Here is a 26498-nt window from a genome sequence, read left to right on the forward strand (position 1 = left end):
GACCGGCTTCGGCATGGCTGACGGCTTCCTCGACATCCGCGCGGTCTCGAAGTCCTTCCGGGGAGTTCGGGCCGTGGATGATGTGTCGCTCAGCGTGCCGCGCGGGCATGTGCGAGCGATCCTCGGGGAAAATGGCGCCGGGAAATCGACGCTCATCAAGATGCTCTGCGGGGTCTACGCCGCGGATAGCGGCGAGATCACGCTGGAGGGCGCCCGCATCGACGGGCTGCCGCCAGCCCGCTGCCTGCAGGCCGGCATTGTCGCGATCTACCAGGAATTCAACCTGGTGCCTCATCTCAGCGTGGCCGAGAATATCTTTCTCGGCCAATTGCCAAGCCGTCTCGGCAAGATCGAGCAGCGATCGCTGCGCGAGCGGACGCAGGCGCTGCTGACACGGCTCGGGGTTGACATCGATCCGGGACGACCGGTCGGCGAACTCAATGTCGCTGAGCAGCAAACCGTTGAGATTGCCAAGGCGCTATCACGCGACCTGCGCGTGCTGGTGATGGATGAACCGACCGCGGCGCTCAACGATGCCGAAATAGCGGCACTCTTCGCCATCATCCGCGGCCTGCGCGATGATGGCGTCTGCGTCCTCTATATCTCCCATCGCATGTCCGAGATTTTCTCTCTGGCCGATAGCGTGAGCGTGCTGAAGGATGGTCGGCATGTCGGTACGCATCTAATCGGCGAGGTGGATCGAGATAGCCTGGTGCGAATGATGATCGGCCGCGAACTCAACGGCTATTACCCACCGCGCGAAACCTCCAATGGCGAGGTGATTCTTACGGCGACCGGCCTGCGGCATGGACGAAGTCTCGACGTCGATCGGATCGAGGTCCGGCGCGGCGAGATCGTCGGCCTGGCCGGGCTGGAAGGGCAAGGCCAGCGCGAATTGGCCCGTGCCCTTTGCGGCGTGTTGCCGCTTGATCATGGCGAGGTTTTCCTGGAGGGCCGGCGCCTCGACCTGTCATCGCCGGCCAAAGCCATCGCCGCCGGCATCGGCTTCATTCCGGACGACCGTAAAGGCGAAGGTCTCGCCATCGTGCGCTCCTGCGCCGAGAATATGGCGATGGAAAGCCTGTCCCTGCGGCGACGGGCCGGGTTGTTCGTTGACACACCGGCCGAGCGGCGATTTGTTGCGAAGATGGTTGAGATGCTGCGCATCCGGCTTGCCTCTCCGGCCCAACAGGCGCTCGACCTGTCAGGCGGCAACCAGCAGAAGCTCGTGCTCGCGAAAGTGCTGGGCATCGCGCCGCGCCTGCTTGTCATGGCGGAGCCAACGCGCGGCGTGGATGTCGGTGCCAAGCGCGAGATCTACAACATCATGCGCGACCTCGCGCGCCAAGGTGTCGGCATCCTGATGACATCGGGCGAGTTGCCGGAGATCCTCGGCATGAGCGACCGCATCCTGGTCATGGCGCATGGCGCGGTGGTGGCCGAGTTTGAAGGCGCGGTGGCGACCGAGGAGATGGTCATGCGGGCCGCGACGCAGGATCGTGACGCGATGCGGGCGACGGGATGAGCCTGCTGCGGCGGTTCCTGGGCAGTGGCGGGAACGCCCTGTTGCTCGTCTTCCTGATCATCCTTGCGATCATCGTCGAGCCTGCTTTGATCAGCCCGCGCGCGATCAAGAACATCCTGACATCGGCTAATCCATTGATCGTTGTCGCGGTCGGCCAGGCGCTTGTGATGCTGACCGGCGGCGTCGATCTCTCGGTGGGGTCGGTGATCAGCCTCTCGAACGTCATTGCCGCGCTGCTCATGCAGCGGTCGCCGGGTCTGGCAATTCCGATCATGATATTCTGCGTCCTGGCGGGCATGGCGGTGGGACTGCTGAATGGCCTGCTGGTCGCCTATGCGCGGGTGAGCGCCTTCATCATCACTCTGGCGGTCGGCATTGCCTTACAGGGCGTCACACTCGACATCATGAAACAACCCGGCGGCGAGGTTACGCAAGGGTTGGCTCAGATTAGCCGTATCACCTGGGGCAGGGTGCCGGTCGTGACAATCGTCCTCGTCGTGCTGGTGCTGCTGCTGGCTTGGGCGATCCGCCGCACGCCGCTGGGCATCAGCCTCATCGCCGTCGGCGGCAATGAGGCGAGTGCGCGTATGTCGGGGCTGCCGGTATTGCGACTCAAGGCACTGGTCTATGTCATCTCCGGTGGTCTCGCGAGTTGCGCGGGGCTGCTGCTGGCCTCGCGCGTCAGCTCAGGCGATCCGCTGATCGGCACGCCCTACAGTCTCGATTCAATCACCGCCGCGGTGCTGGGCGGCACCAGCCTGGTGGGAGGAGTCATCAGCGGTGTCGGGGCCCTGGTCGCGGGTGTGCTGCTCACGCTCATCAATACGTTGCTGAACCTGCGCGGCATGTCGCCCTTCCTGCAATGGATCGTCAAAGGCGCCATCCTGATTGCGGCACTGTCCCTCGATTTCCTGAGACGGAGGGCCCGCAGGACATGAAGGCGGTGCTTGGTGCAATCGGACGCACCCGCCTCGGCGGCTACGGCCACGCCCGATCGCAGGTCGCTGTATGGGCGGCGATCGTGGTGGTGCTGGCGGTGGCGGGCGTTTGCGCGCCGGGTTTCCTCACGGCGAACCATCTGCTCGATGTCGCGCGTCAAGTGGCGAGCCTCGCGATCGTGACGGTGGGCCAGGTTTTCGTCATCACTGCCGGCGGCATCGATCTGTCGAACGGCATGGTGATGACGCTGATAACGGTGGTCGCGGCCGATCTGCTGAACGGCCAGAACACCTACACCGTGCCGGTGGTCCTGCTGTGTCTCGGCATCGGCCTGGCAGTAGGTTTGTTCAATGGATTTTTGGTGACGAAGCTGCGTATCCAGCCATTGATCGGCACGCTGGGGACATACGGAATCCTTCAAGGCACGGCCTATGTTTATTGCGCGGGCGCGCCCAAGGGTTCGATCTCGCCGAGCCTCAAAACCCTGGGGAATGGCTATGCGCTCGGCATTCCCTTGCCGGTGATTGTGGCGCTGGTGATTGTGTTGCTCGGCTACCTTGTCCTCAACCGCACAACCTTCGGGCGCGCGCTCTTCGCGACAGGGGCCAATCCGCGAACAGCCCGGCTGTCGGGTATCGCCATCGACCGCACCATCATCCTCGCCTATGTCGTCTCAGGGCTGACAGCGGCGGCGGCGGGACTGGTGGTCGCGGGCTATATCGGGATCGGGAGCCTCTCGGCCGGTAACGACTTCAACCTGAACTCCGTGGCGGCGGCGGTGATCGGGGGCACGACGTTGGTTGGCGGCATCGGCTCCGTCTCCGGCGGCGCGGCGGCGGCGCTATTCCTGGGGCTGCTGGTGAGCCTGCTGCGCTTCCTCGGCCTGTCCTACAGCACGCAGCTCATCGTGCAGGGTGGTATCCTGGCCGCGGCGGTGCTTGCGCAGAGTCGCGCAACGCGGGGTGGCGGCCTTTAGCTTTTCGGCTTGGTCACCGCAGCGATCCAGCCAAGGTCGAGGTCAGCTCGCGACATAGCCACCGTCCACTGGAATGGTGACGCCGTTGATCAGGTTCGAGGCAGCCGAGGCCAGGAAAAGCGCGGTACCCGCGAGTTCCTCGGGCTCAGCCCATTCGCCATTCGGAAGCCGCGCCACCACCTTGCTATTGAAGGTTGGATCCTCCCGCCCGCCGCGGCTAATTTCGGTTTTGATCCAGCCGGGCGCTATGGCGTTGACGCGGATATGGTCCTCGGCAAAACCGATCGCGAGGGACTTCGTCAAGGACACGATGGCGGTCTTGGCCGCGCTATAGGCCGGCACATGGGCCGCGCCGAAATAAGAATACATAGAGGCGATGTTGATCAGGCAGCCGCGCGTCGCTTTCAGATGGCCGCGGAACGCATTGGCCAGGCGCAAATTGCCGACCAGATGCACGTCCAGAATCGACATGAAGACGGTCGGCTTGTATTCCTCCCAGCGGACGAGCCGGCCGGCGCAATGGATCAACACGTCCAGCCGCTCTACCCGCGCCGCCAGCGCTTCCACCGCCTCATCGCTGCATACGTCAAGCGGCTCAAAGCGTATCGCGTCCGGCAGGGTGCCCGGGGCGGGTGCCTTGAGGTCGGCAACAATCACCGTCGCACCCGCCTCCTGGAAAGCACGGGCGAAGGCACCGCCGATGCCGCCGGTACCCCCGGTGATGAGAACATGCTTGCCGGCAACGCTAAAATCAGGCGGCATCTGCTTTCCTATCGATCGGTGGCGCGGGCAACTGCCGAGTATAGGCGTTGTAAGCGCGGGGGTGGCGTTGTTCGGGTGCCGCAGGCATTGCCATATCCGACCAGCTACAGGCCCGGAGCGGATTCGAATAGCTTTTGCCCCAGTCCGACCAGCGCAATCATCGTGCCGTCGGTCAATGTGATTTGGTCGCTGCCATTCGACAAGTGCTCCGACGCTATCGGATCGGAATCATAGCCACCGAAGTCGATTTGGTCGCCCTCTTTCATCCCTAGGATTACCTCCATGCCCCCTGCGTGCCCGGCGAGGAAGACGTAGGTATCCGGACCGGCCCCTCCGACTACTGTCGCGCTGCCAGTCCCGCCGATGACCGTGTCTGCTGCGTTATTCAGCCCGATCAGATCCGTGCCCCTGGCGCCGAGCGGGCTGGTGCTGAAGACTTCGGGCCCGACGCCGGTTTTCCCGTCTAGAACCGAGACTCCTATGCCGGCGATCAGCGTCGTGGAGCCGGTTCCCGCCGCGAAGGCCAAAAGGTTGTTGCCCCCGCCTATTGTGGAAGCTCCGTCGCCGGATCCGCCATGTAATGTGGCATTGCCCACCCCGCCGGCAAGAAAGGTGGGGGCCGAGCCGGTGCCTCCAAACATTGTGGAGCTGCCCGTTCCGCCGGTTACTGAGACCGCCCCAGACCCTCCGCGGAAGAATAAGTCTGCGCCTTGCTGGTTATTGACAAGAGTCGGGCCGGAGCTCGCTATGATCGTGTTGCTCGCGTTCCCCACGACCGTCGTGCCGCCGGAGCCAGCGGAAATGGTATCGGCACCTCCAGCGACGATCAGGTCGTTCCCTGAGCCGCTGTAGAAGTCCGTCCCCGTTAGCAGGTCAGGTGCTAGATAGACGTTCAGGCTATCGCCACCACCCGTCACCGTGTCACTGCCCACGCTGTCGTAGACGGTCTGATATCCAGCGGGCACGGCCACATCGGAAGCCGCTCCAGCGACGATCAGTGTGCCGTTTGGCGTCGGCGCGGGGCTGGCGGGTGACGCGGTAAATGGCGTGACGACGATGACACCGTCGACGACATCGAAGGTAACGCTGTGGCCGAGAAACGCGTTGAGGCCGCTGTTAACGTAGCTCGCTCCATCGCCTGTAAGATTGGGTGGCGAGGTTTGCTCGCTTAACCGAACAAGCTGCGTACTGCCATTCGGTCCATCAGCGGTGAGCGTGAAGCTCGCATTGTCGGGGACAACCCCCGCCTGGAAGAACTGCTCGAGTGCGCCGTATTCGAAGGCCGTCCCGTAATGAATATTGGTTTGCGGCGCGCCTGTATCCAATACTATGCCGGTATCGTAGGAGGTCGCGGTAGTGCCGTCGCTGACCGTAAGCGTGCCTTCGGCGACCTGTCCTGCTGCGCCGTTCAAGGAACTTGCTTGGATCAGTATCTGGGGATCCTTCGCTGTCGCTGCGATCTGCACGGCCGTCAACCCGATTTGTAGGTCGCCGATCGAGTACAGCACGCCGCTCGTGATTGGCCCGAGGCTTGCGAGGCTGTTCAGTGATACGATGAAACCGTTCGAATACGCGCCGCCGAACTGCTCGAGGACCGATGACAAACCGTCCTTGATAGCCAGCGATGCGCCAAAGTCGCCGTAGAAGTTGCCGTATAGAGGCGGTGCGCCAGCGGCGACGGCGTTTTGATTCCAGCCGCCGCCTGTTCCGGTCTGGACGGTGATTTGCGCGACGGTGGCATCGGCTGAGAGGGCGCTTCCGTTAACCGTCAGGAAGGTGATGTTGGCTTGGCCGGCGTTCCCGGTATAGGCGATGTCGCTGCCGTAGCTATTGTAGATCGGAGCGCCGCCCGACGGGGAGAAGCTTCCCCAAGCGGCATCCGGGGCGACCCAGAAGCCTTTACCGCCCGTGTCCAATTCGTAGAGTTGGTAGTCTTTGCCTCCGTCCAGGCTGATTTCTATGCCGATCTTGTAAGTCCCATTCTCGTCGACAAAGTAGAGTGGAATGTCGGCAGTTTCCTGCTGCGGATTGGACACGTTTCCCGCGCCTCCCGTGATTTGAGCTAGAGCCTGTTATGTACTTTTTGGTGTCCGCGCGATAATAGGGAGGCATGTGTGCTGCCTCGACCCGTAAGCCTTATCCCTCTGATGTGACCGACGAAGAATGGTCGCTTGTGGTCAGTTACCTGACCCTGATGAAGGAGGATGCGCCGCAGAGAGACTATCCGCTGCGGGAGCTGTTCAACGCTCTGCGCTATGTAATCCGCTATGGCATTGCGTGGCGCGCGATGCCGAACGACCTTCCACCCTGGCATGCGGTCCATCAGCAGGCGCACCGCTGGCTGGCGGCTGGATGTTTCGAGGCCCTGGCGCAGGATTTGCGGGCCATTCTGCGTTTGGCGGCAGGACGCCGCGAGGAACCGACGGCGGCCATCATAGATAGCCGCACGCTGCGTTCCACGCCTGAAAGCGGCACACGGGCGGGGTATGACGGAGCCAAACGGAAGCGCGGATCGAAGGTCCACATGGCGGTCGATACCCTTGGTCACCTGTTGGCATTGCACGTGACGCCCGCGGACGTTGGCGATCGGGACGCTGTCGCTCGCCTGGCCGCCGACATCCAAGACGCCACCGGCGATGCTGTCTCTCTTGCCTACGTCGATCAAGGTTACACCGGCGACAGGGCGGCAGAGGCCGCTGCGGCGGAAGGGATCAGGCTCGAGGTGGTAAAGCTGCCCGAAGCCAAGCGAGGCTTCGTGCTTCTTCCCAGGAGATGGGTTGTCGAACGATCGTTTGCCTGGGCCACACGTTGCCGACGGCTCGTCAAGGATTACGAGCGCTATGCAACAACCCTCGCCGGCTTCCACGTCATCGCCTTCGTCGGATATATGCTCAAACAAGCTTTGGCCCTTATGCAAGGTGCATGACACTCTCTAGAGCTGACAGGATAGCTATTTGCCTCATAAACAGAGTAAGTTATTCTCCAACATGAATCAAAGGAGCTTGTGCAGGCGCCCAATGGATAGGATGGAGACATCAAGGGACGGCCAAAAGAAAAGCGAAATCGGTTCCGAACGAAGCGGTGCGCGTCCAGCCGTAGACCATCAAGTCGTGAAAGGTCTCATTAGGGATCTTGGCCCAGATACCTATCGGAGCCTGCTTAGCACGTTCTCGGATGAGTTCATCGAGGTTCAGACCAAGCTTATCGCGGCAATGATAGCTCCCGATGTCGATGAGCTCAGAAGGCATCTACATGTCATACGAAGCATAAGCCTACCGATCGGGGCTGCGGAACTCCCACGCCTCGTCAGAACGATCGAGACGCACGAAGACGATGAAGTTCTTCGAGCAACTGCGAGATCTCTTCAAAACATCGCGCGAGAATTCCGGCGCTTTCAGACGGCTGCCTTTGCTCACTTTCATAAGGAGCTAGCGCGATAGCATCACAGAAGGTGCGCCAGTCGGCTTACTCCCGTGGCGACGTGGGGAAGCCCCGGATCATCTCACGTATGATCGCGCGCACTTTTGGGTCGTCGACTTGCCTCGCGAGTTTGCCCAGCTGCACGACTGCTGCTACCGCCAGCTCCTCAGGAGGCTTGGCCGGTGAGACGTCACGTGTCTCCTGCGAGACTTCCTCGGCTCTGCAATTCAGATCAGAAAAGAAATACGCAATGGGGACGTTGAGTGCGAGGGATATTGCATATAGACGAGCAGCGCCTAACCGGCGGGCACCTGATTCATAATAGCGGATCTGCATCGACGATACGCCCACCGCGTCCCCGAGTTGACGGTAGGACATGTCCAATTCTTCTCGCCGCCGTTTCAGGCGTGTCCCGACAGCGATATCAACGGCTGCCGTAGGGTTGGTAGAGACATCCCCTTTTGAGGAGGCTGCAGCCCTCCCATCTAAGAGCACTTGTATTGGCTTCATTTTGTTTGAGCACCATCGTCTCCCATCCCGGCGGTCTTCGCCACGATGAAGCGCTCGAGGGCATCGATGATCACCTGCGCTTCGTACTCAAGTCGCGCGATTATGAGAGGTCCCACGGTCTTCAGATACCCCGACTCCAGACGACCCGCGTAATGGTGGACCGATTTAACGCCATTAGCGCCTAAGCTGGCGGTCGAACTGAGCACGCCCGTGATCGCGGCTTTAAACCCCTCGATATCGCCGCTTGCGACGGCAGCATGCATATAATTGAGTGCTACTTCGACATCGGTTTTTATTGCGTTGGCGAAGTCACGGACTCCGGGTTTGCCCGCGAAGCTGAAAACTTCTTCGAGCATTGTTACATCGAGATTACGGTTGCTCGCCGGCCGATACTCCAGGCGGTCCTTTAGATGTACCACGTTGTCTATGGGCGACGGCAGCGACTCCTCGCGCGCTTCGATGAGGTTCGTCAAAGTTTGCACAAGGGTCTCAGAGCTAATCGGATGGGCAAGGAAGGCGTCGGCGCCGGCGCTCAAGCAGTCTTGTTTCGTCGCGGCCCGATCGTCGGCGCTGATAGCTATGACTGGGAGACGCCCTGACTCGCCTTCGCAGACTTCCTGAAATCGAATGAGCTTAATGGCCTCGGTGCCGGACAGTTCTGGCATGCATAGGTCGATCAGCAGCGCGTCAAAGTCGCCTTTTGCGGACAGCTGGTCTAGCGCGGCGTCCCCGGAAGATACGACTGACGTTTCGAACCCGGCTTTGCGCAATAGATGACCGAAAATCAGCTGATTTGAAAGGTTGTCGTCCGCGACAAGCACGCGATGATGAACGCCCATAGTAGCTGCCGCTCCATGACCCTCCCTTTCGGAAAGGTGTGAAATGAGACGGTCGTCACGCCAAACCGTGCGGCCAACCGCATAGACACATTACCAACTGGTAATCTAAGACTATCGCATAAACTCGGAGTTGACAACTCCCTGGTGTAAGGCGATCCTTTCCACACGCAGTGGTAAACCAGCAGGGGCTTTGTCTTCAACCCCGCACTGCTGCGCGAGGGCACTCAGATGAACCACGATGGGCCGATCATGAGTCCCAGAGCACACTTCAGGTTCGAGGTGACACCTTCCACGATGAGTCGGAACGCCTCGTCTAGGATCAACAGGATCAAGGCGCGATGAACGGCCTCCCCAAGAGGAACACGGTCTGGCGACCTCTCGCAGCATTGCACTTTAGGGTGGTCAATGCGTCGTGAGAACAACGGCGGGACAATCGAGCAGGTGCAAGAGAGTCAATGCTGGTCCGCGTTCGGACGCTGACGACACCATGATTGCGCAATGTGAGCGGATAACGAACTGGGTGTCGAGCTACGACACCGGACAAGATTTGGTGACTCAGGCCGAACTGACCAGCTCGGAAAGTGACATTGACGCGGCCTGCCGAAGAGAACTGGAAATCCTGCTGGAGGTCGAATGTTTGACCGCGGAGGTCACAGTCAAACACGCACTGAATCAGATCGAGTTGGAGGGAAAGCGTCGTGCGCTCGACGCGCTCACCAGGGTCCCCGCCTGGGAAAAGGATTCGCTGCTTAGCTTGCTGAAATCAATCGACCGAGACCAGCTGGAGATGACCAATCGACTTCGCCTTCAGATTGGCGGCCCTCGCGTAGAGGTTGGCTAAGGCGCTTCGAAATTCTTTGATCGCTCCGTTACGAAGCGTGGTTATGTTCCGGCGGTGTCGATGAGGGAAATCACGCCGTTCGCCCCAGCGCGTTCTAGTCTCTTGGGTAGTTCACCACGGAGGCATTATGCGTATAGACCTTCTTGCGACCGCGATGATTTTGTTCCCGGCCGCAGCCTTTGCGCAGTCGCATTGCGCATTGCAGGCGCCTCTCAGGATGACGGCCGAAATGCCGATTCGACTTCTACCGCCCATCACGGTCGGCGGCGGGGCCGTTCCGTTGCTGCCTGCGGCGGCTACGATCGCAGGGCCCTCCGAGCCACCGCCGTCGCTTTCCAGGATCCGTCCAACAGCTTCCCGAACGGTGTCGCAGACGGCAGCAGACCTCAATGCAATCCCGGCCTTAGCGCATATCGCCGCTGCGGGCGCGACCTTGTCCGACCTCGGACTGTCGCATGGGCTGCGCACTGTCTGCGCCCGACATGGGGCGCAGGTCATGGTGTTCGAGGCAAGTCCGGACGGTCAGGCCGCCATAGCGGGCTTGATGACCGATCTTTCAGTCGACCAGTTAAGGTCGATCGGCGGGGAGGACCTAACCGAACTGCCGCCCCAACATGGCTTGCGCGCGCTCTTTCTTCATAACGGATCGCAATTCCAGGTTTTCTATGCGAGCCCTGATAATGAGCGGGTTATTCCTGGCGTCATGTGGGACGCGGCTGGCAAGGACCTTACGCGCGATCAGGTGGCCGCGATCCCCGGCACAACTCCAACGGTGGCAATCGGCACCGACAGCATAGCCGGGGGCGCTCGAGACACCTCCGTGGACCAGGTGGCCGATAATGCAAACCTGATCGTCGTTGCCCGGAATACTACGCACGGCAGTGTCGGGGATCCGTCGGCACCGGAGCTGTGGATGTTCGTGGATCCACAATGTTCGTTCTCGGTGCGAACCATGCAGCAGCTTGTCCCTTTCATCGCGGCCGGGAAGGTCAGGTTGAACGTCATCCCGCTCTCGATCCTCGACAGAGAGGATGATGGGATGAGCACGAGAAGCGCGCTCAATCTCGTCGGCAAGGCGAGCGATCAGCTAATTGCGGCATGGGAGACGGGCCAAACGACTGGCAGTCCGGCCACCGACGCGAAGGGTAAGCTGCAGATGAATATGGCGGCCGCGGCTGCGATTCACCTCCAAGGGACGCCGACGCTGATCTGGCGGAAATCGGACGGATCGGTCGGCCGCTTGGACGGCATGCCGCCAGACATGGGCGGCCTGGTGGCCTCAATCGGGGGCTGAAGCGATGGGCCGCTCGCCGTGGGATAAGAATGCGAACGGAAAAAATTGGAAGCCGAAAATGGTGCGGCGCAATCGGCGGCGAGTGAAATTGATTGCCGGCAGTCCTTTTGCGACCCTTGGATTTGAGGATATTTCGGAGGGCCACCGTTTAATTGCGAGGCTCTGGGGTCTGCTGAAACGCGGTTCGCCGGCAGATCTGCGGTTGAAAATGGGTGACGAGGATAGCATCGACCTGATCGCAACGGCCTTCTCCTACGGCCTAAGCGTGGAGGCTTTGGTGGACCGGTTCCGTTTCCGGCAGAGGCAGACCGCGCGCGCAGCCTACGCGTTGTTCGGACTGGGTTCTGTCGCTGTGATGCTGTGGTTATACGGCGCGTTGCGCATGCGGATGAGCAGTGCGCGACTGTTCTCGGCTCTTGAATTCCTGCCCTTTTGCACGCTGTTTTTCTTGCTGGCGTTCCGGAGCGCCCACCTGAACTGGCAGCTTAGAACGCGTCGGCTGGGCTCGCCCGTCGCGTTCCTGAAGACGACAGAGCCTTTCCTGCCGCGCTGATCAGAACGTGCCGGGGGGCGCCAGCGTGCTGCCGCCGGCCGCTCCAGTCGCCCACTGCGCGTGTTCGTAATCGGGCCGCTCCTCGTCCACCGATGGATCCGATGGCTTCACGACGGTGCCCGCTCGATTGACCACCGGCGGCCGCCACGTGGCGTTGGCTTGACCATAGCCGGCATAGGGACCGTAAAGCGGATGCTTCACCCGCGGTGCGGCGGGAGCGTCATAGTCGCTGGCCGATCTAACATTGGGAGGTGTGGAGCACGCGGCTAGGCTCAGAAGGACTAGGCCGGCGATCAGAAGGGCGGGGCGCATGACAGTCTCCGTGCTGGACGGGAGCACCATGCGGGCGGACGGGGCGAACCGCTGGGTCTATTCGCCGCGCTCTTTGAGTAGCTGATCGATCCGTGCTTCCGCGCGATCAGCCCAAGCTTTGAGATCGCGATAATTGAGTCGATAGTCTGCCAAATCCTGCCGGAGCCGGGCGTTTTCCGCTGCGAGTGCTTGAACTCGGGCCTGCAAATCATCCTGCGCGCTGATTGTCCGCCGCCGATGCAGGAGGGTTGATATTGTCTGGCTTGTGTGGCGATCGTTCTCGGCGGCCATCTTGCCGAGCTGATACCACGCGAAGCCACTTGGACTCTGGCCCTCTTCGTCACCGTCCATCATTCGACCTCATTAGCAGGCGGCTCGAAGTCTGTTGTCGCCCGAAGAGTTGAATCCATACCACCAGTCTTCGGACTGGTGGAAGACCTCTCGCTTGGGGGGCCCGCCAAAGCCGTTCGCGGGGCACCGAGCCGCCCGGTTTCCGCGCCTAGATTTCCTGCGGCGGTCGAGCCGTCCTGCAGACTTCTGTGAATAGTTGACATCGTTCCGCCAATCCCCACTAACGCTGCGTCCTTGCTAAACTGGTCCATGTCCACGCGTCCAGCACCATGGAAGCCCAGAAGCCGGGGCACGTGATGCGGGACGAGGGAAATCATCCGGAACGACATGAGTGCCGCCACAACATGCGTCATGACAAAGATCGACAACAACACGACGACGCCGAGAACATTTGTGACAATCCAGCCGTGCTCGAGAACGAAACCCGCCGCGATACCGAAGGTCTGGCGTATCAGGAAGGAGATGGAGGCGAAGATGAAGTAGCCGAGAAAGAGACCGAACAGCATAAGGACGGGGCGGAACAGGACGTTGAAGAGGAGGGCGTACCCCTCGCTCGCGCGGCCATGCAGCCCTTCGCCTTGCATCGTCATGTGAGCCAGCATCCAGAGCGGTACCGCGATCACGGATTCGCAGACGAGGATGAGCCAGCCCATAACGCCCGCCATCCACATGACCCAGGGGATCATCGGCAACACGAAGGCGATCGTCAGCCCTGGGATCAGCAAGCCAAGGAGCAACGCAAAGATCGGCGTGCTTAAAAACGTCATGAGGAAGTGTGCCGCGGCTGTCAGGCCGGCCCCGGTGAAATTAAGGGTCAGAATCTGGAATGCCGCTGTGGCCGTCGAGGCGGTGCCGGACGCGGCCAAAGCCGCAAGTCCCATTGCAGCGACCGCCACGGTCACCATCAGGTTGCCTAATCCCATGAGCGCGGAGAATGGGTCGGTCCACTGATTGCCGCTTGGCGCGATCGCTGTCTGGAAGAGCTGGAGGACGTAGTCGTTGAGATGCAGTCGGCGAAAGACCTGTTCGATGACGCCGGAACCGTCCGTCCCTGGAGTCGCGCCGGAGAACAGGTCGCCCTGACCGCCGGGCTGGTTCATGCCGTCCTGCGTCGTGACGTAATTCGACAGCGTGGTCAGGAAGGCAGCGGAGGACTGCACGAGCGGCGCTAGGTCGCTGGAGAGCGACGGCCCGAAGCCGTCATAACTTGGCGGGGTCACCTGCGGGACTGCGCTGAGGAGCGAGAGGGTCTGACCGTTCAGACGAGCGAACTCGAGATAGTAGGCGCCAGCGCCGGTCCACCCGAGCGCGCTGAGCTTGGTCTGATTGGTGCTGCTATTGGCGAGGGCCGCGGCGCCGCCATTCTGCAGCGAGGCACGAAGCTGCTGCGTTATCCTCTGCGCGGCGGAGGTGAGTTGCGTCGTGTAGTCGCGGGTGGCGTCCGTCAAAACGGACATAAGCCCGTTAAGGTCCGCGGTCCTTCTGTCGTTGAAGAAACTGGTCGCGAGGGTGTTTACCTGCGGCGCGATGTCGGTGCCGAGAACCGTGGTCAGTGCCTGCTGCTGAAGAGCGCTCTGATCGACGGCGACGCCGGCGAGATTGGTGGCACCTTGCAGGGGCGCGGAGATCGTCACCGAGCCACAGGCGGGCGTCGAGCCGACATTGCCGACTGAGAGGCTGTAACTGAGGATTGTCTCCTGGCCGCCGTTGGGACTGCCGATCAAGACAGGTTTTGGCTCTGGAACAAGCTGGGTAGCGGCATTCGTCGTGTTCGAAGCAGCATTAACCAACGACCGGCACAATTCGTTTTGGATCAGGCCGAGCACGATCGTCTCCGTGCCGGGAATCATCGGCTGGGCGACCACCATGGCATCTGGACCGATGGCCTGCACCGCTTGGGTGTAGACGGATTTCGCCATGCCGATGCCCCAGAGCGACATCTTGACCACGGCGGCCTGCCCGACGCTGAAGCCGAGCGTCGGCACGGGGAACATCATGATCGCGGCAAAGCCGAGGCGCACAATGAACATGCCCGTCATGTTGTTGCCGAGCAGGCGAGAGGTCTCCGCGCCGCGATGAATTTGCATGATGGTGGAGTAGCAAAGGAAGGCCATGGCGATCGCCGCGACAAAACCCGTGAGCTGGCCGATCATCTGGCCGATGACCGTGGTTTGCGTCGGCGAGACACCATTGGTGCCGGAGATCGGAAAGACGTTTTGGATGACCGTCGCGGCCCAGTCGTTTCCGGGATCGAGGGCGCTCCAACTCAGGTTGAAGCCGCCATTGGTGGCTGTCGTTTGCGCGAAGGCGGGGAGGGCGACTGCGGAGAGCAGCATGACCAGCAGGATTAGCCATGGGCGACGCATCACATCCTCGCAGCATTATGGTGTTGCGAGGTTGAAGGCTCATGGGGCGAACACAGCCCTCTCCGTCAGAGAGTGGGAGAGAGGCTGGCGGAGGCCCTTGCATCGCGCTCAGTCGAGGGCGTGAAGGCGGACCTTACGGCATTCATTGCGCGATCGAGGACTTCGCGGAACTTGTCGCTGAGGTCGTCTATGACGCTCTTGCCATCGTGCTTGCTCGGAATGACCGAAGTGGCCCTAGCGATCTCCGCGTCCAACTTCTCGAAGCGCGCGTCTAGCGCCGCTGCTGTATTCTGCCGTGCGCCAACCGCGGCCACGGCCGACCGGTCGGCACCGTATTGCTGAAGGCTGCTAGCCATCCTGTCCCAGGCGGCCGCGGCCCCGCGCTCTGCCACCAGGTCAGCATTGAACTGCGAACGGAGGCTGGCGAAACGGCCGCCTTCGCGCATCTCCGCCAATACAGCCTGCATGCCACCCGGCTCTGCTTTGGCGGCGTCCTGGATCTTGGTCAGGATGTTGGACACGGGCCCGTGCGCGAAGGTCTGAACCGCCTCGAGAGCGGCGCGTTGCGACTTCTCGGCACCCTGGATGGTGGCTTCGTCGCGCCGCTGCTGAAAGGCATTCTCGTGCCGAGCCGAGCGATCGACGACCGACGTCGGTTGTCGGTCCCAATTGGGGTTCTCTCGCTGAGCGTGGCGCGCCAGCGCCGCGAGTGCCAGGCTAACCACACCGGCTCCGCGGGCGGTGACAGTCGCCTGGGGCTGCGTCGGGCCGATCGGCTCTTGGAATTGAGACGGTTGCGTTTGGCGCGCCCAGTCTGGTTGTGCCTCGCGAGTTTGATTGCCAGGCGATCGCGTCGCCTGGACCTGATCGATACCAGCTGCGGCCGCTTTTCCGGGGCTGCTATCTGGAGCTGTGGAACGACGATCGGCGGCGCTCGGGGAAGGTGCGGTAGCAGCTGATGACAGCCGCACCCGGTTTTCAAGGGCGTCGACGATGTCCCGCACAGGTGGCCCATTTTCAGGCGTGCGTCCGGCGCCGACGTTTGTCGCCAAGGCGCGGATGTCCTGCACGAGGTGCGCGTCGTCGATTGTCGGTGTCGCCTTCATCATGGCTTGCAACCGCTGGTCCTGCAGGCCAGGGGCTGTGACAGCGAGGCGATCCATCTCCTCGCGGAGCCCGCGCGGCACGGCCGTGATTGGACCGCCGAGTTTTTCCATGTCCTGCAGAGCGTAGGCCACGCGGGTCCTGAAGGATGCATCCTCGATCCGATCCGCCCTCGTGCCGGCCACCTCCGCCAGTCGGCGAATGGTCCGGCTGAGATCGGGCTCCTTGGTTACGAGAGCAGCCGCGTCACGGTCCAGCCGTGTGATGAGATCGTGGATTGGGTCGCGGCGGGAGGTGGCGTCCGCAGGGCCCGCGATGATGGGGGGCTTGCTGGTATCGGGCACAGACGAGGCTCCTCTCAGTTCGCAGCCATGGAGGGGGACGGCATGGCGGTGGCCGGCCGGAAACTTGTTTCTTCCGTTGCGGAGAGTTGGGTCGCGGCGATGGTCGCGTTGAGCAGGGTGACTCGGTAGTTCTGCATCGCCAGATAGTTGCTCAGAGCGAGCTCGGTCGCGATCTCGCGCTCGACCGAGGCAGGGGGCATGGCTTGCAGCCCCGCTGCCCACGTGACGTCGCTGATCCGGCGGGTGGCCTCCAGGCTCAAGGCCTGTAGCCAGGACCCGCTGGCGGGAACGGGAAGGCCCTCATTCGTCAGCAGCTGTTGCTGTTGGACCGTGAGCGCCACACCTGGCGTCTGTTGCCCAATCGCCAGATCGATGACACTGCGGGCCAGGGACATGCGCGCATTGTATTCGCGCCGGTGTGCCGCCGCGTCTTGGCCGCTAATCGAGGTGAGCTGATCCATTCGCAGGGCGGCTGGCACGATCGGCTGGATCAGGTTGGTGCCGAAGTCGTTGGCGGCGTTGATGCCGTCCTGGTCGATCAGGTTGTCCGTGCCGAAGAGGCTGGAGGCGCGCTGATCAGCATTTTGCATCGCCACGGCGGCTTCGGTGCAGAGCCCGGCCGCGGCGTCTGTCGAGGAACAATAGCGGCTGAGATGAACCTGCCCCGCGGCCTCCATGGCCTGGCCCGTGCCGTAGTAAGCGGGCGTTCCGGCGAGGGCTTCGCCGCGAGGGTCCATCACGGACTCGATGGTTTGGCCGGTGCGCCATCCCTGGAGGGCGGCGGCGGTTACGACCTGTCCGCTGTCCAGCGCGGTGCAGTTCTGGACGTTCGGCGTCTGCTGGTCGCGGATTTCGCTGTTGCGGATGTCTCTTTGGAAACGCGCCATCGCCGTGTTCGAGGCATCGGTGATCTGCTCTTGCGCACCGACTTGGCCCTTGGCGTAGTTTGCCTCCTGGGTGAAGCCCTCTCGTAGCAGCGTGTTCGTGTCACCGTAGGTCGTGTTGCCAATGGCCGTGTTGATGCTTTTCATGGTGGACGAGACGGTGTTTTCAACCGTGTTCATGGCGTTGAGAACGTCGAGAATACCGGTCTCTTGGGCGAGCGATTTGATCTCTGTGGCGATCGAGGCCACGTCGATCGTCGCTAACTGCGCCAAGGCTGGCGCCGCGCCGAAAATGACGCCGCCAAGCGCAATCCCGAGCGTGGTCGCTAGAAGCGTTTTGCGATCCATCGGCGCGCCCTAAAAGAGGCCGCCAGGCGACACGACTGGATATCCTGTCGGGGCCGATGGCGCGCCGTTCATGTAAAGGCCGAAGCCTTGCTGGGTATTGAAGCCCGTGCTGACGGAACCGACGGGCGGCCCGTCGCCACCAAAACTGAGCTTCGGACACATAGTGCCGCCACCAAGGCCGAGCCCGAAACCCGTGTTGAAGCCAGTAACGGTAAGACCGCATTCGGCGGAGCCCAGAGCGCTTTGCCAGGCACCACTCACCGCCTGACAGATTTGACCCTCGACAGCCTGCAAGAGACTGGCTGGGTTCAGCAGATTGGTGACGACGTTGAGGCCGGCCCCGTTGAAGAAATTCTGCAGGCACGAGAGGTGGGTCACGCTCTGAGGCGGGCTGATGCTCGTGTCGTCGGCGCTGATCCGTGCTGCCATTCCGTTCGCGGCGGCCTGGACGATGGTGGCACAGGCTTGGCTACCGGTTGTGCTGGTTGCGGTCTGAGCCATCGCCGCGACCGGAAGCAGCACGGCGAAAGCGATGCCGGAGGCGATGCCGCGCATTATGCGACCGCTCGCAGTTGGTCTGCGGGCTCGCAAGCGGCCATTAAGGCTGCCAGACGCTCCGGCGCATAAATCCGCTCCAGGAGGTTTCGTCTCGCCGCCTCTGCGAGGGCCGCTTGAAGATATTGGCCGATGCCGGTGGCGTCGGGCTCTAAGACAGCCGACAGGACGGATTCGTTTTCCGGCAGTCCGGCCCGCATCAGCCGGTCTAACAGCCGGAGGACCTTGGGAAAGCCAAGCTGGCCCATGAGGGCGCGGAGGTCGGCGCGAACCGGATCCGTTAGGAGTTGGGCTGCCAGGCCTACTCGGTCCCTGGCGGCAGCCTCGTCTAGCGCTTGGCCCAGCTGTTCTAGCGCCCGGTCAATCTCAGACTGAGCATCGGCCGACGTAGCCGGCTGCTCGATGATCTCGGGCCTGCGTGGTCTTTGGCGTCGAATCAGGTTACCTGCGGACGAGCTCTCAAAATCAAGCACCACGGCCTTCTCCTCAAATCACCCGAGGGGAGGTTGGCCGATGACGGTGCGAACAAGCTGGGAAGTTTTAGTCTCGAATCCGGAGCGTGCGGCCGGACATCGTCATATGCAGGCCCAGTGGCGTGAGCAGGTCACCGAGAACCTGATTCCATGGTCTCCCGCCATGCCAGCTGACACGGGCCTGGCAGTCTACGCTGGCGCTATAGCTCACACCGAGCCAGTGCGGGACTACCTGGCGGACGGCGAACTCCAACGGCACGTCACGGCCAAATCCGACCGCAATGGCAGGTGCCGGGCGCGTCGGGGGCTGAGGCTTCGCCCTGGTCGCCGCCGGGGCCGCGGGCGGTGCCAGGGGGATGGAGCTCGCGGAGATGGCCGGAGCTGCTGGTGGTGCTATCATCTTGAAATTCACCGGCATGAGCTGGAGCATCAAAATTAGACTTCCTGCCCCAAAATTCATCGCGATACCCATGTTCATCCCCCACACGAGTATAGTCGGCGGATTCGGTGCGAACGGGCTTGTTCGCCTCAGGTGGTTTTGAGAGAAGTTGGAGTGGGTTGAGGAGGAGATTTGTCCAGCCGCGTGTTGCGCCAACATCTCCTCACCCCAATGAGAGGACAGTAGAATGAGCGATCCGGCGGGCCAGAATGCCCAAATCTGCTAAAGCGGCTGGGCGTCGCCCTGCGGATGACAAAAAGAGCGGCGTCAAAAGCGGAAAGGCTTTGGGCGCTGGTCCGGTCATCTCAGGACCGCCCGCCATTGCGACCAAACCAGACGTCGTCCGAGAACCAGAACTCGGCGAGGCCGCGGCTGATCCGAAGCCAAGCGGACGCGCCTCCAAAACCCCTTTATCGGAGATTCACCCGACCCTGCTGCACTTGGGCCAGACCGTCAGAAGGAGCCGCAAGGCTAAGGGCCTGACACAGATGCAGCTTGCGCAACGCTGCGGATTTAACTCAGCGGCCATCTTCATGGTGGAGGCCGGTCGTCAAAACATGACGATCAAAAGCCTAATGGCCATCGCAGCGGCGCTGGAACTCGAAGTCGGAGACTTGTTCCCGCGAACAACACCGCGCACCTCGGCGAAGCTGACGGAAGTTGCGGATACTATTGGGGACGTGAAAGGTCGCGTCGTCATGCAACTGCAGATGCTGGATCGCTTGGCCGTCGAACTGCGGGAAGAAGCTGGCACCGTCGGCTGAAGAAGGATCCGACTTCGGCTGCCGGGGTGTGTCCGATGGGAAATGGCAAGCAACGTTGGGCGCCGGTAAGGTGTGACCGGCGGGTCCGGTCGCCGAGCGTGGTGTGTAGCAGCCTCATCCTCTCACGCACGGTGTCTCCACGCTCGAACGTTGCGGGATCCAGCCCGATCCGCACGTTTCATCATCCATTTCTCCGGCCAGAAGAGTGTGTACGCTGCTTTGAATAGGGCAGAGCCTTCTAAAGCACGTGAGCGGCGCCTCCAGGTTGTCCGCTCGAAGACCCGGGCAGCTCGCTGAGCCCGGCCAGGCGTAAGCGATACGAACCGCAGTGCGAAGCGGGTCATAGTTGGAAACTCGCCTCGTTCTAGCGAGGTCTCCCTATCTTATGAGCATGTTCCCTGGCTAATCCCTCTGCCGACGACTGACTGGGCCGGGGATGGCGCGCAGCCGACCCAGCTTTCAGCCCAGCCGCAAGGCCTTTCCACTATTCTAAAACCATCATCAGGGCGTAGTAGAACATCTTTTAACGATGTTTTCTGTGGACACGGTCGCTCCTAACCTGCTTAAAGCACGTTAACGCAACCGAGGGTTGGTGCAGAATGCTACTGTTGCAAGGCCCGCTGCACGCAGACGTACCTGCGCGGTCGCTCTCATCGCGACGAGCTGTGACGCCGCCTGCTTCAGCTCCTGCCGCCGGCCATTTTGATCAAGGGCAATATCGCTCTCTACTCAGGGGGATGTTCGCGCAGGGGCACGGCATCGAGGCGCTGTGCTTCTTTCTCGCCGTCACGCGCGAAGCACTTTTTGATCTCGTTGTTCAATTCAACCTGCCCACTCCGAACGACCGACCGCTGCGGCGATCAGGCGGCGCTCGTGCGTGGAAGCAAACCGATTTCACGGTTCTGCTGGATGGCTGGCTCAATAATTGGTCAGCCGCTTGCATCGCTGATCGGCTGGGGCGTTCGCGAGGCAGTATCTGGTATCAAGCGCGAAGACTGGGCCTGCCAAAGCGAGAGCGACGATCGCTGCATTGGCCAGATCAGCCCAGAGCTCAGCCTTTTCCTACGCCAAACATAGGTTCGGAGAGGAAAAGGCTTCCCGCACGCTGGTTCGTGAAGGGGACAGACAAGAAGCTCGAGCTGACATCCAAACGCAACGGTCTCGAGGTCGATTGGGCCGCCAATGTCGAAGCCTTTGTCGATATTGGCTGGCGGGTTTGGTCGGGTCAGCGCATCAGCCGGATTGCTGAGGACTATGGCGTCTCCTATCGGACGATCACATCACAAGTATGGTGGCTGCAGGCCGTCTTTCCGAAAGGCCACAAGAACACCAGGGATGATTTCGATCGGGCCCTGGGTGAGGCGAATGCAAGGGCCGCGGGCGCGGAGCTCAAGAAATGCCTGACCAACAGCACCTTCCCTTTTTGGAAGACAAGAAACAAACGGCAATCGAAGCGCGACAAGCGAAACGGCATCGGCGCCGGACTGGATTATTAGAGGTGTCGCTTCGCACGGCCGGCCTCAAATGTCCCAACGTCATTTGAGGAGCCGTCATGCAAAATCAAAACGCCGCTGTAAGCCGTCGCCTTTCCGATCCTGACTTTCAGGGTTGGGTGGTCCGCTGCAGCCTTCTCATCGTGATAGCTCTGTCGGCTCTGTTGGCGGTCTTCGTCGCCCACGACGCCTATGTCTGGACGCATCCGGCCAAGCCCCAATATTTCTTCGTCGATGGACGCAATCCGCCGATGCCGGTAGTGGCTTTGGACAGCCCGATCGTAGATGACACCGAGCTTTTGGAGTGGTCGGTCAAGTGGGTGCTGGCTCCCTATAACGTCAATTACCACGATTTCGCGCAGCAGCTGAATGCCGCCGGACAGCATTACACGCGGAACGGCTGGGGTAGCTTCGGCGCCAGCTATATAAAGGGCGGCAATTTCGACGAAATGCAGCGAGCGCGCCTGATCTGCTACGCGCAGGCACAGCGGAGCGCGGTTATCCAGCAGACGTCGATCATCGGCGGCCGCCTCGCCTATAAAATCCAATTCCCGATGGTCGAAACCTGCGAGAACGTCAATCAACAGAGCACCTCGAACCTGATGATGACAGCGCTCGTCATTCGTATGAACGACCAGGATCATCCTGACGGTCTGGCGATCGAACAACTCACCGCTAAAGCCTACTGAAAGAGAGGTTGTCGTGCGCCCAAGTTCTCTGGCTGCGATATTGCTCGTGGGCTGCCTCGTCCCGCTATCGTCGTTTGCGCAGGACGTCGCCGGCACGCCTCCGACTATGCCGGCTGATCGCGGCCTGAGTGCCCTTGATCCGGCGGGGCAGCGTGCCATTCAAAATGCCATTCCGTTCACACCAGAAATGATACAGGAACTGCAGCAACGCTATGGCGCCGCGCAGCAAGCCGAGGAGCAGGGGACCCAGGAGGTTGCCTCGCCGGTCAGCCGCATGGTCAGCGTCACCTTCGAGCCTGGGCAGGCAACGAGTATCATTCAAACTGTACGCGGGTACCCGACCGCGATCAGCTTTTTCGATGCCACAGGGCAACCTTGGCCTATCGGCTGGAACACCAACAGCAACGCCGCCAATGTCGCGGGGGGCACCAACTGTAACTCCTCGCAAGCCGCTTCCGACGGTGATGGCAGCCCGTCCGTCAACGCTGTCGGATTCTACGTATGCGTTCCCGTGAAAGGTTCCAACACGATTGAGATTACACCCATGTCGTTGGTTCCCCGAGGAGGCCTGGTGGTGAACCTGCAAGATGGTCCGAAGCCGTTGTCGTTCCTGATGATTGCGGGCCACGACCGCTACGATGCGGATATGAGCGTTCATGTCGCCGACCGTGGCCCCAATGCCAAGGTCATAGTTGACACGCGACCTGGCGCACCGGTGACCGGCGCACCCTATCTCAACGCAATGTTGGCGGGAGTTGCCCCAGCCGATGCGGTCCCGCTGGATGTCTCAGGGGTGTCACCCGACGAAATCCTGGCATGGCGGCTCGGCGGCGAGATCTACATCCGCACGCGCTACACGCTGATGTCGCCAGCTTGGGATGCATCGGAGAGCGGTGAGGGCGGCACGACGATCTATGCCATTCCGAGCACGCCCGTCGTGCTGCTCTCCGCCGGTTCCCGCACGGTCGCCGCCGAGCTGAAGGACGCGCAATGATGTCCGGGCTTGCGAGCAAGCGGAAGATGGGCAGCGTCTTCAACGGATCGGGCCACGCGGGTCCGCGTCGCTTCCTCATCATCGGCGGCGGCGTCGTGTTGGTCGTTGTGGCCGTCGTTTATGTGTCATTGTCAGGCTCGCGCACTCCGTTAACCTCCCAAGTCGCGCGGCTGCCATCCGTCAACCCTTTGCCAGGAGGCCTGCAGAGCAATCCTTTACAGGACAAGCTTGCCCTCGCGACCGATCGGCAGCAGGCAGATCAGGCGGCGCGGCGCGGCCAGTCCTATACGCCGCCCATTGCCGCTAGCCAGCCGCTCGGGCAACTCTCCTCGCCGCTTCCACAGGTGGCTCCGACGGCGTCGACACCCGTAGCGCCGCCGGCGGCACGAGCCGCAACGCAGCCACCGCTGACACCGGCCGCGCAACCTCTTCGATACGCTCCAGATCCTATGGTTCATATGGTCGCGCAAACGAACCGGACCGCCCAAGTCGATCCTCAGGAACAGCAGGCCTATAGTGACGCGGTAAGACGGCTCCTTCGAGGTTGGGACGGCCGACCGCCACGGACGGACATTCAGGTCCAGTCCAGTGCGCGTGATGGTTCGGCAAGCTTTGCGCCCTCGGAGGGGGACGGTGGATCCGCTCGTACTGGCTCGATCTCACCCGGGATCACAAGCCCGTCGAGTGGCGGTGATGCGGCAGGGCAACTACTCATGCCAGCGGGTCGGGGTGTGTTCGCCCATACCGTCCTCGCGGCCTCGTCGGATTCCGATGGACCGGTCGTCCTGCAAGCCGATTCCGGCCCGCTTGCGGGCGATCGGATGATCGGCTCTTTTGGCAAGGCGACATCGAACGGCTCGGGTTCGGCAGATCGCTTGGTTGTGCGCATCACCACGATCGAACATCACGGGCAAAGCATTGGAGTGGATGCGATCGTCATCGCGCCTGAGACAATGGAAACCACGGTTGCGAGCAGTGTCGATGAGCATTATCTCGCCCGCTTCGCTCTTCCAGCTGCGGCGGCTTTCGTTCAAGGCCTGGGCCAAGCGCTCGCGACGACGTCCAACACCGTGGGTGTCCTTAGCCCGCTTGGCGGTACCAGCTATGCGACGCAATTGAACTTTCCCCAGCAGGTCGGGATCGGAGCCGGCGTGGCCGCGCAACACCTTGGAAATACGTTGAACCAACAGGCGCCCCACGGCCCCACGGTTCATCTCGACGCCAACGCGACTGTCGGTGTCATGTTTCTCGCTGATGTTCGTGAAGGCCAGGAGCCCTAAACGAACTTCGATCAGTTCGCGCCACTTTAAAACATCCTGCTGAGGTGAAAGCGGAGCATCACCGACAATGGACGCAAACGTTGCCGAACGGGTCGAGATCCAAGTGGAGGACGAAGGGGCATGTGGCGATACCAACGAAGACCGCGTCAGACCATTTAGCACGGTCGAGCCAAGCGAGAGGCTAGCCGCAGGCCCGCAAGTGGCTCAGCCGGTCAGCAAAAGGCGACGAAATGGTCTCATGAGTGGCGTCTGCGGCATCGTGGTTCTGGCGGCTGCAGCGGGCGCGTTTTGGATTTCTCCTTACAACCAATATACATTGCATGACTTTTCGACGTTTGCGACGCACGTACGGGATGTCGCCCTGAATACTTTGCCCCGACCCGCTCCTCCACTCGCACCGGCCGCCCAACTTGCCCGCGCGCCGGGACCGGCTGCATCGCAGCTCCGCATCCAGCCGCAGCCACCTGGGCCACAATCAGTCGAGGGCGGTGACGACATGGCCGAGTTCCTGCGACTTGGCGGGCAGATGGCGCCGCTTCCGCCTGCCGCCGCGCCGCGGGCCCCAAAGCCGGCGCCGGAGACGCGCATGCACGCCGTTCCCCTCAAGCCGACGCCGACACCGCAGACTACAATGGCGCCGGCTCCACCGCGTCCAGACCACCTCGCCCCGCGAGTGGCCGCAACCATAAAGCCGAGGCTGTCGACGGAACCCGCAATGGTAACGTCAAAGCCGACCCTGCCGGCGGGTGCCGTCTCACGGGATGCCGTGGCACAGATCGTGGAGTTGCGGCCGGCTCCCATGACGGATCAGCAGCAGCTCCAGGTGCTTCAACTCGTCACAGAACTGGGCATCCTGGTGCGCGACCAGCGCTCCGAGATTGCCCAACTGCGCCAAGACCAACAGAGTCTTGGGAGCCGCGTCGACGGGTCATTGACTGATTTCGGACGTCGCTTGTCTCTCGCCGAGGCTCGCGGTGCGGTCAGTGCGGCGATGTCTGTTCAGACCCCGCCACCGGCAGGCACCGTGGCATCGACCAGGTCGCTGCCGGCGGCCCCGGCGACGTCCGTGATCAGGGCGGCAAGCATGCCAGCTGCGGCGCCGGTCGATTTGACGCCGCACCGCTATCACGTGCAGGCGGCGTCGCCTGGTCTAGCCATGCTTTCGGCGCTGGATAGCTCGGGTGGCGAGGAACAGCAGCTGCCGGTCTCGCCGGGCGACAATGTGCCGGGTTACGGCAAAGTCGTCAGTATCAGTCAGCGTGGCGCCACCTGGGTGGTGAAGACTGACCGCGGCTTGATCCAGTAGGAGGCCGCGATGCAGGGTCTGGTCAGCTTTGCGCAGCAGGTTGCGCTCGTTCTCGCTGTCCTGCTGCCAACTTTTCTTTATTGCAGCGCCATCGGTCTTTTTCTATTCGCGGCCTGGGGGCTTTGGCAGCAGGCGCAGCCGCAAAATCCCTTTCGTGGTCGGCCGTGGATCCCGTGGCTGTCACTGGTGTTGAGCGGCGCTTGCGCTTCGTTTCCGACCATCTTAAACAAGGTGAATATCAGCGGTGGATCATCCGTCACGACTTCCGTCGTGGCCGGCCTCACCAGCTATTCGACGCCCGACACCACTAATATCCTCGGTGCGACCCCCGGCGACACGGTGCTGAATATTGTGGAGGCGTTCCAGGGCTTCTTCCAGGTGTTCGGTGCGATGACGTGCTTTTTTGCTATGATGGCGTGGCGCGCATCCGTCAGCGGTCGCAGCAATCGGCAATGGGGTGGTTGCGGCGTTCAATTCGTCTTCGGAGCGATGTTGATGAACGTCTACACCGTGTCACAGTGGTTAGTCGGAATCTTCACGACTTAGCGAAACATTTTCGGTTGGTTCGCGCCAATCCTGATCAGGGTTCTTGCGGAGGGGTGGTCCCTCGGCAAGGAGGATGATCAAGTGAATGACAAGGACAGTAACGCGGCCGTGTCGCCGCGGCTTCAGCTGCGCGGCGTCCGGCTTCGTGCGGCTCGCGCGCGGTACGCGATCTTCGGCTTCACCGCCCCGGTCGCTGGTGCCGTGGCTTCGATGGCCATCACGGCGCATGCCTTCGCCCAGGCCGCGACGCCGAGCACAGCCGGCATCGGCGCTCAGGTTCAGCAGATGGCGCAGGAAGGCTCGACCACGGGCGGCTTCGTGGGCTCCATGGCGATGTATGGCGCGGCGCTGATCTGCATGGTCGGGGGCGCCTGGGCCTTGTGGCAGTCGCGACAGCCGCAGAACCGCGAAAGCGGCCGGGTGGCGATGGGTTGCGCCGGCTTGGTCTTGGCCGGGCTCTTCGCCACAGGTGGGACCTGGATCAACAAGGCGGCCAATACCGCGTCGGGTGCTAACTCGACCATCTCCAGCACCGCCGGCACCGTCACCTTCGGTACAGGCGGTTTAAAAAGGGGCGCCCCCCCCCCCTCC

26 protein-coding genes are annotated in these 26498 nt (G+C 61.9%); 15 read left to right on the forward strand and 11 right to left on the reverse strand.

The annotated features are described in order from the left end of the window. Positions 1–13 precede the first annotated feature (13 nt). Genes GSQ83_RS13950 through GSQ83_RS13960 form a run of 3 tightly spaced genes read left to right on the forward strand, consistent with a single transcriptional unit; the run spans position 14 to position 3440 of the window. Complete coding sequence (locus tag GSQ83_RS13950; protein ID WP_158803479.1) at positions 14–1525, forward strand: sugar ABC transporter ATP-binding protein; 1512 nt, start codon at positions 14–16, stop codon at positions 1523–1525. Further along, entirely contained in the window at positions 1522–2463 is a 942-nt protein-coding gene (locus tag GSQ83_RS13955; RefSeq protein WP_158803480.1) for an ABC transporter permease, read from the forward strand. Before GSQ83_RS13950 ends, GSQ83_RS13955 begins: the two co-directional genes overlap by 4 nt. Beyond that, entirely contained in the window at positions 2460–3440 is a 981-nt protein-coding gene (locus tag GSQ83_RS13960; protein WP_158803481.1) for an ABC transporter permease, read from the forward strand. The genes GSQ83_RS13955 and GSQ83_RS13960 overlap by 4 nt, the downstream gene beginning before the upstream one ends. A gap of 42 nt (positions 3441–3482) precedes the next feature. Here GSQ83_RS13960 and GSQ83_RS13965 read toward each other — a convergent pair whose 3' ends face one another. Next, complete coding sequence (locus GSQ83_RS13965) at positions 3483–4202, reverse strand: SDR family NAD(P)-dependent oxidoreductase (RefSeq protein ID WP_158803482.1); 720 nt, start codon at positions 4200–4202, stop codon at positions 3483–3485. Positions 4203–4306: 104 nt separating this feature from the next. Beyond that, positions 4307–6238 carry a calcium-binding protein gene (locus GSQ83_RS13970; protein WP_158803483.1) on the reverse strand — a complete coding sequence of 644 codons (1932 nt, stop codon included), beginning with the start codon at positions 6236–6238 and terminating at the stop codon, positions 4307–4309. A gap of 74 nt (positions 6239–6312) precedes the next feature. Between GSQ83_RS13970 and GSQ83_RS13975 the strand changes: the two genes are divergently transcribed. Further along, complete coding sequence (locus GSQ83_RS13975) at positions 6313–7128, forward strand: IS5 family transposase (RefSeq protein WP_158803484.1); 816 nt, start codon at positions 6313–6315, stop codon at positions 7126–7128. Between the two features lie 109 nt (positions 7129–7237). Here GSQ83_RS13975 and GSQ83_RS13980 read toward each other — a convergent pair whose 3' ends face one another. The 3 genes from GSQ83_RS13980 to GSQ83_RS13990 all read right to left on the reverse strand — a co-directional run bounded on the left by GSQ83_RS13980 (position 7238) and on the right by GSQ83_RS13990 (position 8971). After that, complete coding sequence (locus GSQ83_RS13980) at positions 7238–7450, reverse strand: hypothetical protein (RefSeq protein ID WP_158803485.1); 213 nt, start codon at positions 7448–7450, stop codon at positions 7238–7240. A gap of 217 nt (positions 7451–7667) precedes the next feature. Next, a complete protein-coding gene (locus GSQ83_RS31335; RefSeq protein ID WP_371418018.1) occupies positions 7668–8132 on the reverse strand; it encodes a helix-turn-helix domain-containing protein in 465 nt (154 codons plus the stop codon). Next, a complete protein-coding gene (locus tag GSQ83_RS13990) occupies positions 8129–8971 on the reverse strand; it encodes a response regulator (protein ID WP_158803487.1) in 843 nt (280 codons plus the stop codon). Before GSQ83_RS13990 ends, GSQ83_RS31335 begins: the two co-directional genes overlap by 4 nt. A gap of 520 nt (positions 8972–9491) precedes the next feature. On the opposite strand from GSQ83_RS13990, the gene GSQ83_RS13995 reads away from it, so the two are divergent. The 3 genes from GSQ83_RS13995 (at position 9492) to GSQ83_RS14005 (ending at position 11659) form a co-directional block, all read left to right on the forward strand. Beyond that, on the forward strand, positions 9492–9812 hold the full coding sequence (locus tag GSQ83_RS13995) for a hypothetical protein (protein ID WP_158803488.1): 321 nt from the start codon (positions 9492–9494) through the stop codon (positions 9810–9812). A 127-nt stretch (positions 9813–9939) separates the two neighbouring features. Continuing rightward, a complete protein-coding gene (locus GSQ83_RS14000) occupies positions 9940–11106 on the forward strand; it encodes a hypothetical protein (RefSeq protein ID WP_254065685.1) in 1167 nt (388 codons plus the stop codon). A gap of 4 nt (positions 11107–11110) precedes the next feature. Then, the gene (locus GSQ83_RS14005) at positions 11111–11659 is read left to right on the forward strand and encodes a hypothetical protein (protein ID WP_158803489.1); all 549 of its coding nucleotides are present in this window, start codon (positions 11111–11113) and stop codon (positions 11657–11659) included. Here the strand turns inward: GSQ83_RS14005 and GSQ83_RS14010 are convergent, their stop codons facing one another. The 6 genes from GSQ83_RS14010 to GSQ83_RS14035 all read right to left on the reverse strand — a co-directional run bounded on the left by GSQ83_RS14010 (position 11660) and on the right by GSQ83_RS14035 (position 17923). Then, on the reverse strand, positions 11660–11971 hold the full coding sequence (locus GSQ83_RS14010; protein ID WP_158803490.1) for a hypothetical protein: 312 nt from the start codon (positions 11969–11971) through the stop codon (positions 11660–11662). 57 nt (positions 11972–12028) lie between these two features. Next, entirely contained in the window at positions 12029–12325 is a 297-nt protein-coding gene (locus GSQ83_RS14015) for a hypothetical protein (RefSeq protein ID WP_158803491.1), read from the reverse strand. Further along, a complete protein-coding gene (locus GSQ83_RS14020; RefSeq protein WP_158803492.1) occupies positions 12322–14688 on the reverse strand; it encodes a DotA/TraY family protein in 2367 nt (788 codons plus the stop codon). Before GSQ83_RS14020 ends, GSQ83_RS14015 begins: the two co-directional genes overlap by 4 nt. A 65-nt stretch (positions 14689–14753) precedes the next feature. Beyond that, the gene (locus GSQ83_RS14025) at positions 14754–16136 is read right to left on the reverse strand and encodes a hypothetical protein (protein WP_158803493.1); all 1383 of its coding nucleotides are present in this window, start codon (positions 16134–16136) and stop codon (positions 14754–14756) included. Between the two features lie 14 nt (positions 16137–16150). Then, entirely contained in the window at positions 16151–17293 is a 1143-nt protein-coding gene (locus tag GSQ83_RS14030; RefSeq protein ID WP_216850171.1) for a hypothetical protein, read from the reverse strand. 84 nt (positions 17294–17377) lie between these two features. Then, the gene (locus GSQ83_RS14035; RefSeq protein WP_158803495.1) at positions 17378–17923 is read right to left on the reverse strand and encodes a hypothetical protein; all 546 of its coding nucleotides are present in this window, start codon (positions 17921–17923) and stop codon (positions 17378–17380) included. 1196 nt (positions 17924–19119) lie between these two features. Here GSQ83_RS14035 and GSQ83_RS14040 point away from each other — a divergent pair. The 8 genes from GSQ83_RS14040 to GSQ83_RS14075 form a co-directional block, all read left to right on the forward strand. After that, positions 19120–19599 carry a helix-turn-helix domain-containing protein gene (locus GSQ83_RS14040; protein WP_158803496.1) on the forward strand — a complete coding sequence of 160 codons (480 nt, stop codon included), beginning with the start codon at positions 19120–19122 and terminating at the stop codon, positions 19597–19599. Positions 19600–20264: 665 nt separating this feature from the next. Then, positions 20265–21095, forward strand: coding sequence for a hypothetical protein (locus GSQ83_RS14045; RefSeq protein ID WP_158803497.1), 831 nt, complete (start codon positions 20265–20267; stop codon positions 21093–21095). 56 nt (positions 21096–21151) lie between these two features. Beyond that, positions 21152–21781 (forward strand): DotI/IcmL/TraM family protein, encoded by a 630-nt coding sequence (locus GSQ83_RS14050; protein WP_158803498.1) that lies wholly within the window; start codon positions 21152–21154, stop codon positions 21779–21781. Between the two features lie 13 nt (positions 21782–21794). Next, a complete protein-coding gene (locus GSQ83_RS14055; RefSeq protein ID WP_254065686.1) occupies positions 21795–22775 on the forward strand; it encodes a DotH/IcmK family type IV secretion protein in 981 nt (326 codons plus the stop codon). Next, positions 22772–24055 carry a DotG/IcmE/VirB10 family protein gene (locus GSQ83_RS14060; protein ID WP_158803499.1) on the forward strand — a complete coding sequence of 428 codons (1284 nt, stop codon included), beginning with the start codon at positions 22772–22774 and terminating at the stop codon, positions 24053–24055. The genes GSQ83_RS14055 and GSQ83_RS14060 overlap by 4 nt, the downstream gene beginning before the upstream one ends. 238 nt (positions 24056–24293) lie before the next feature. Beyond that, positions 24294–25361 (forward strand): hypothetical protein, encoded by a 1068-nt coding sequence (locus GSQ83_RS14065; RefSeq protein ID WP_158803500.1) that lies wholly within the window; start codon positions 24294–24296, stop codon positions 25359–25361. Positions 25362–25370: 9 nt separating this feature from the next. Beyond that, on the forward strand, positions 25371–25907 hold the full coding sequence (locus GSQ83_RS14070; protein WP_158803501.1) for a hypothetical protein: 537 nt from the start codon (positions 25371–25373) through the stop codon (positions 25905–25907). Between the two features lie 81 nt (positions 25908–25988). Continuing rightward, a partial coding sequence (locus GSQ83_RS14075) for a hypothetical protein (RefSeq protein ID WP_216850173.1) occupies positions 25989–26498 on the forward strand: 510 nt, incomplete at its 3' end.

Source organism: Acidisoma sp. L85, from assembly GCF_009765865.1.
Taxonomy (GTDB): domain Bacteria; phylum Pseudomonadota; class Alphaproteobacteria; order Acetobacterales; family Acetobacteraceae; genus Acidisoma.

Excerpts from the sequence above, each read along its gene's own strand:
- GSQ83_RS13950 (WP_158803479.1), top strand. The coding sequence starts at position 14 with ATGGCTGACGGCTTCCTCGACATCCGCGCGGTCTCGAAGTCCTTCCGG.
- GSQ83_RS13955 (WP_158803480.1), top strand. The coding sequence starts at position 1,522 with ATGAGCCTGCTGCGGCGGTTCCTGGGCAGTGGCGGGAACGCCCTGTTG.
- GSQ83_RS13960 (WP_158803481.1), top strand. The coding sequence starts at position 2,460 with ATGAAGGCGGTGCTTGGTGCAATCGGACGCACCCGCCTCGGCGGCTAC.
- GSQ83_RS13965 (WP_158803482.1), bottom strand. The coding sequence starts at position 4,202 with ATGCCGCCTGATTTTAGCGTTGCCGGCAAGCATGTTCTCATCACCGGG.
- GSQ83_RS13975 (WP_158803484.1), top strand. The coding sequence starts at position 6,313 with ATGTGTGCTGCCTCGACCCGTAAGCCTTATCCCTCTGATGTGACCGAC.
- GSQ83_RS13980 (WP_158803485.1), bottom strand. The coding sequence starts at position 7,450 with ATGCCTTCTGAGCTCATCGACATCGGGAGCTATCATTGCCGCGATAAG.
- GSQ83_RS31335 (WP_371418018.1), bottom strand. The coding sequence starts at position 8,132 with ATGAAGCCAATACAAGTGCTCTTAGATGGGAGGGCTGCAGCCTCCTCA.
- GSQ83_RS13990 (WP_158803487.1), bottom strand. The coding sequence starts at position 8,971 with ATGGGCGTTCATCATCGCGTGCTTGTCGCGGACGACAACCTTTCAAAT.
- GSQ83_RS14000 (WP_254065685.1), top strand. The coding sequence starts at position 9,940 with ATGCGTATAGACCTTCTTGCGACCGCGATGATTTTGTTCCCGGCCGCA.
- GSQ83_RS14005 (WP_158803489.1), top strand. The coding sequence starts at position 11,111 with ATGGGCCGCTCGCCGTGGGATAAGAATGCGAACGGAAAAAATTGGAAG.
- GSQ83_RS14010 (WP_158803490.1), bottom strand. The coding sequence starts at position 11,971 with ATGCGCCCCGCCCTTCTGATCGCCGGCCTAGTCCTTCTGAGCCTAGCC.
- GSQ83_RS14015 (WP_158803491.1), bottom strand. The coding sequence starts at position 12,325 with ATGATGGACGGTGACGAAGAGGGCCAGAGTCCAAGTGGCTTCGCGTGG.
- GSQ83_RS14020 (WP_158803492.1), bottom strand. The coding sequence starts at position 14,688 with ATGCGTCGCCCATGGCTAATCCTGCTGGTCATGCTGCTCTCCGCAGTC.
- GSQ83_RS14035 (WP_158803495.1), bottom strand. The coding sequence starts at position 17,923 with ATGCGCGGCATCGCCTCCGGCATCGCTTTCGCCGTGCTGCTTCCGGTC.
- GSQ83_RS14050 (WP_158803498.1), top strand. The coding sequence starts at position 21,152 with ATGCAAAATCAAAACGCCGCTGTAAGCCGTCGCCTTTCCGATCCTGAC.
- GSQ83_RS14060 (WP_158803499.1), top strand. The coding sequence starts at position 22,772 with ATGATGTCCGGGCTTGCGAGCAAGCGGAAGATGGGCAGCGTCTTCAAC.
- GSQ83_RS14065 (WP_158803500.1), top strand. The coding sequence starts at position 24,294 with ATGAGTGGCGTCTGCGGCATCGTGGTTCTGGCGGCTGCAGCGGGCGCG.
- GSQ83_RS14070 (WP_158803501.1), top strand. The coding sequence starts at position 25,371 with ATGCAGGGTCTGGTCAGCTTTGCGCAGCAGGTTGCGCTCGTTCTCGCT.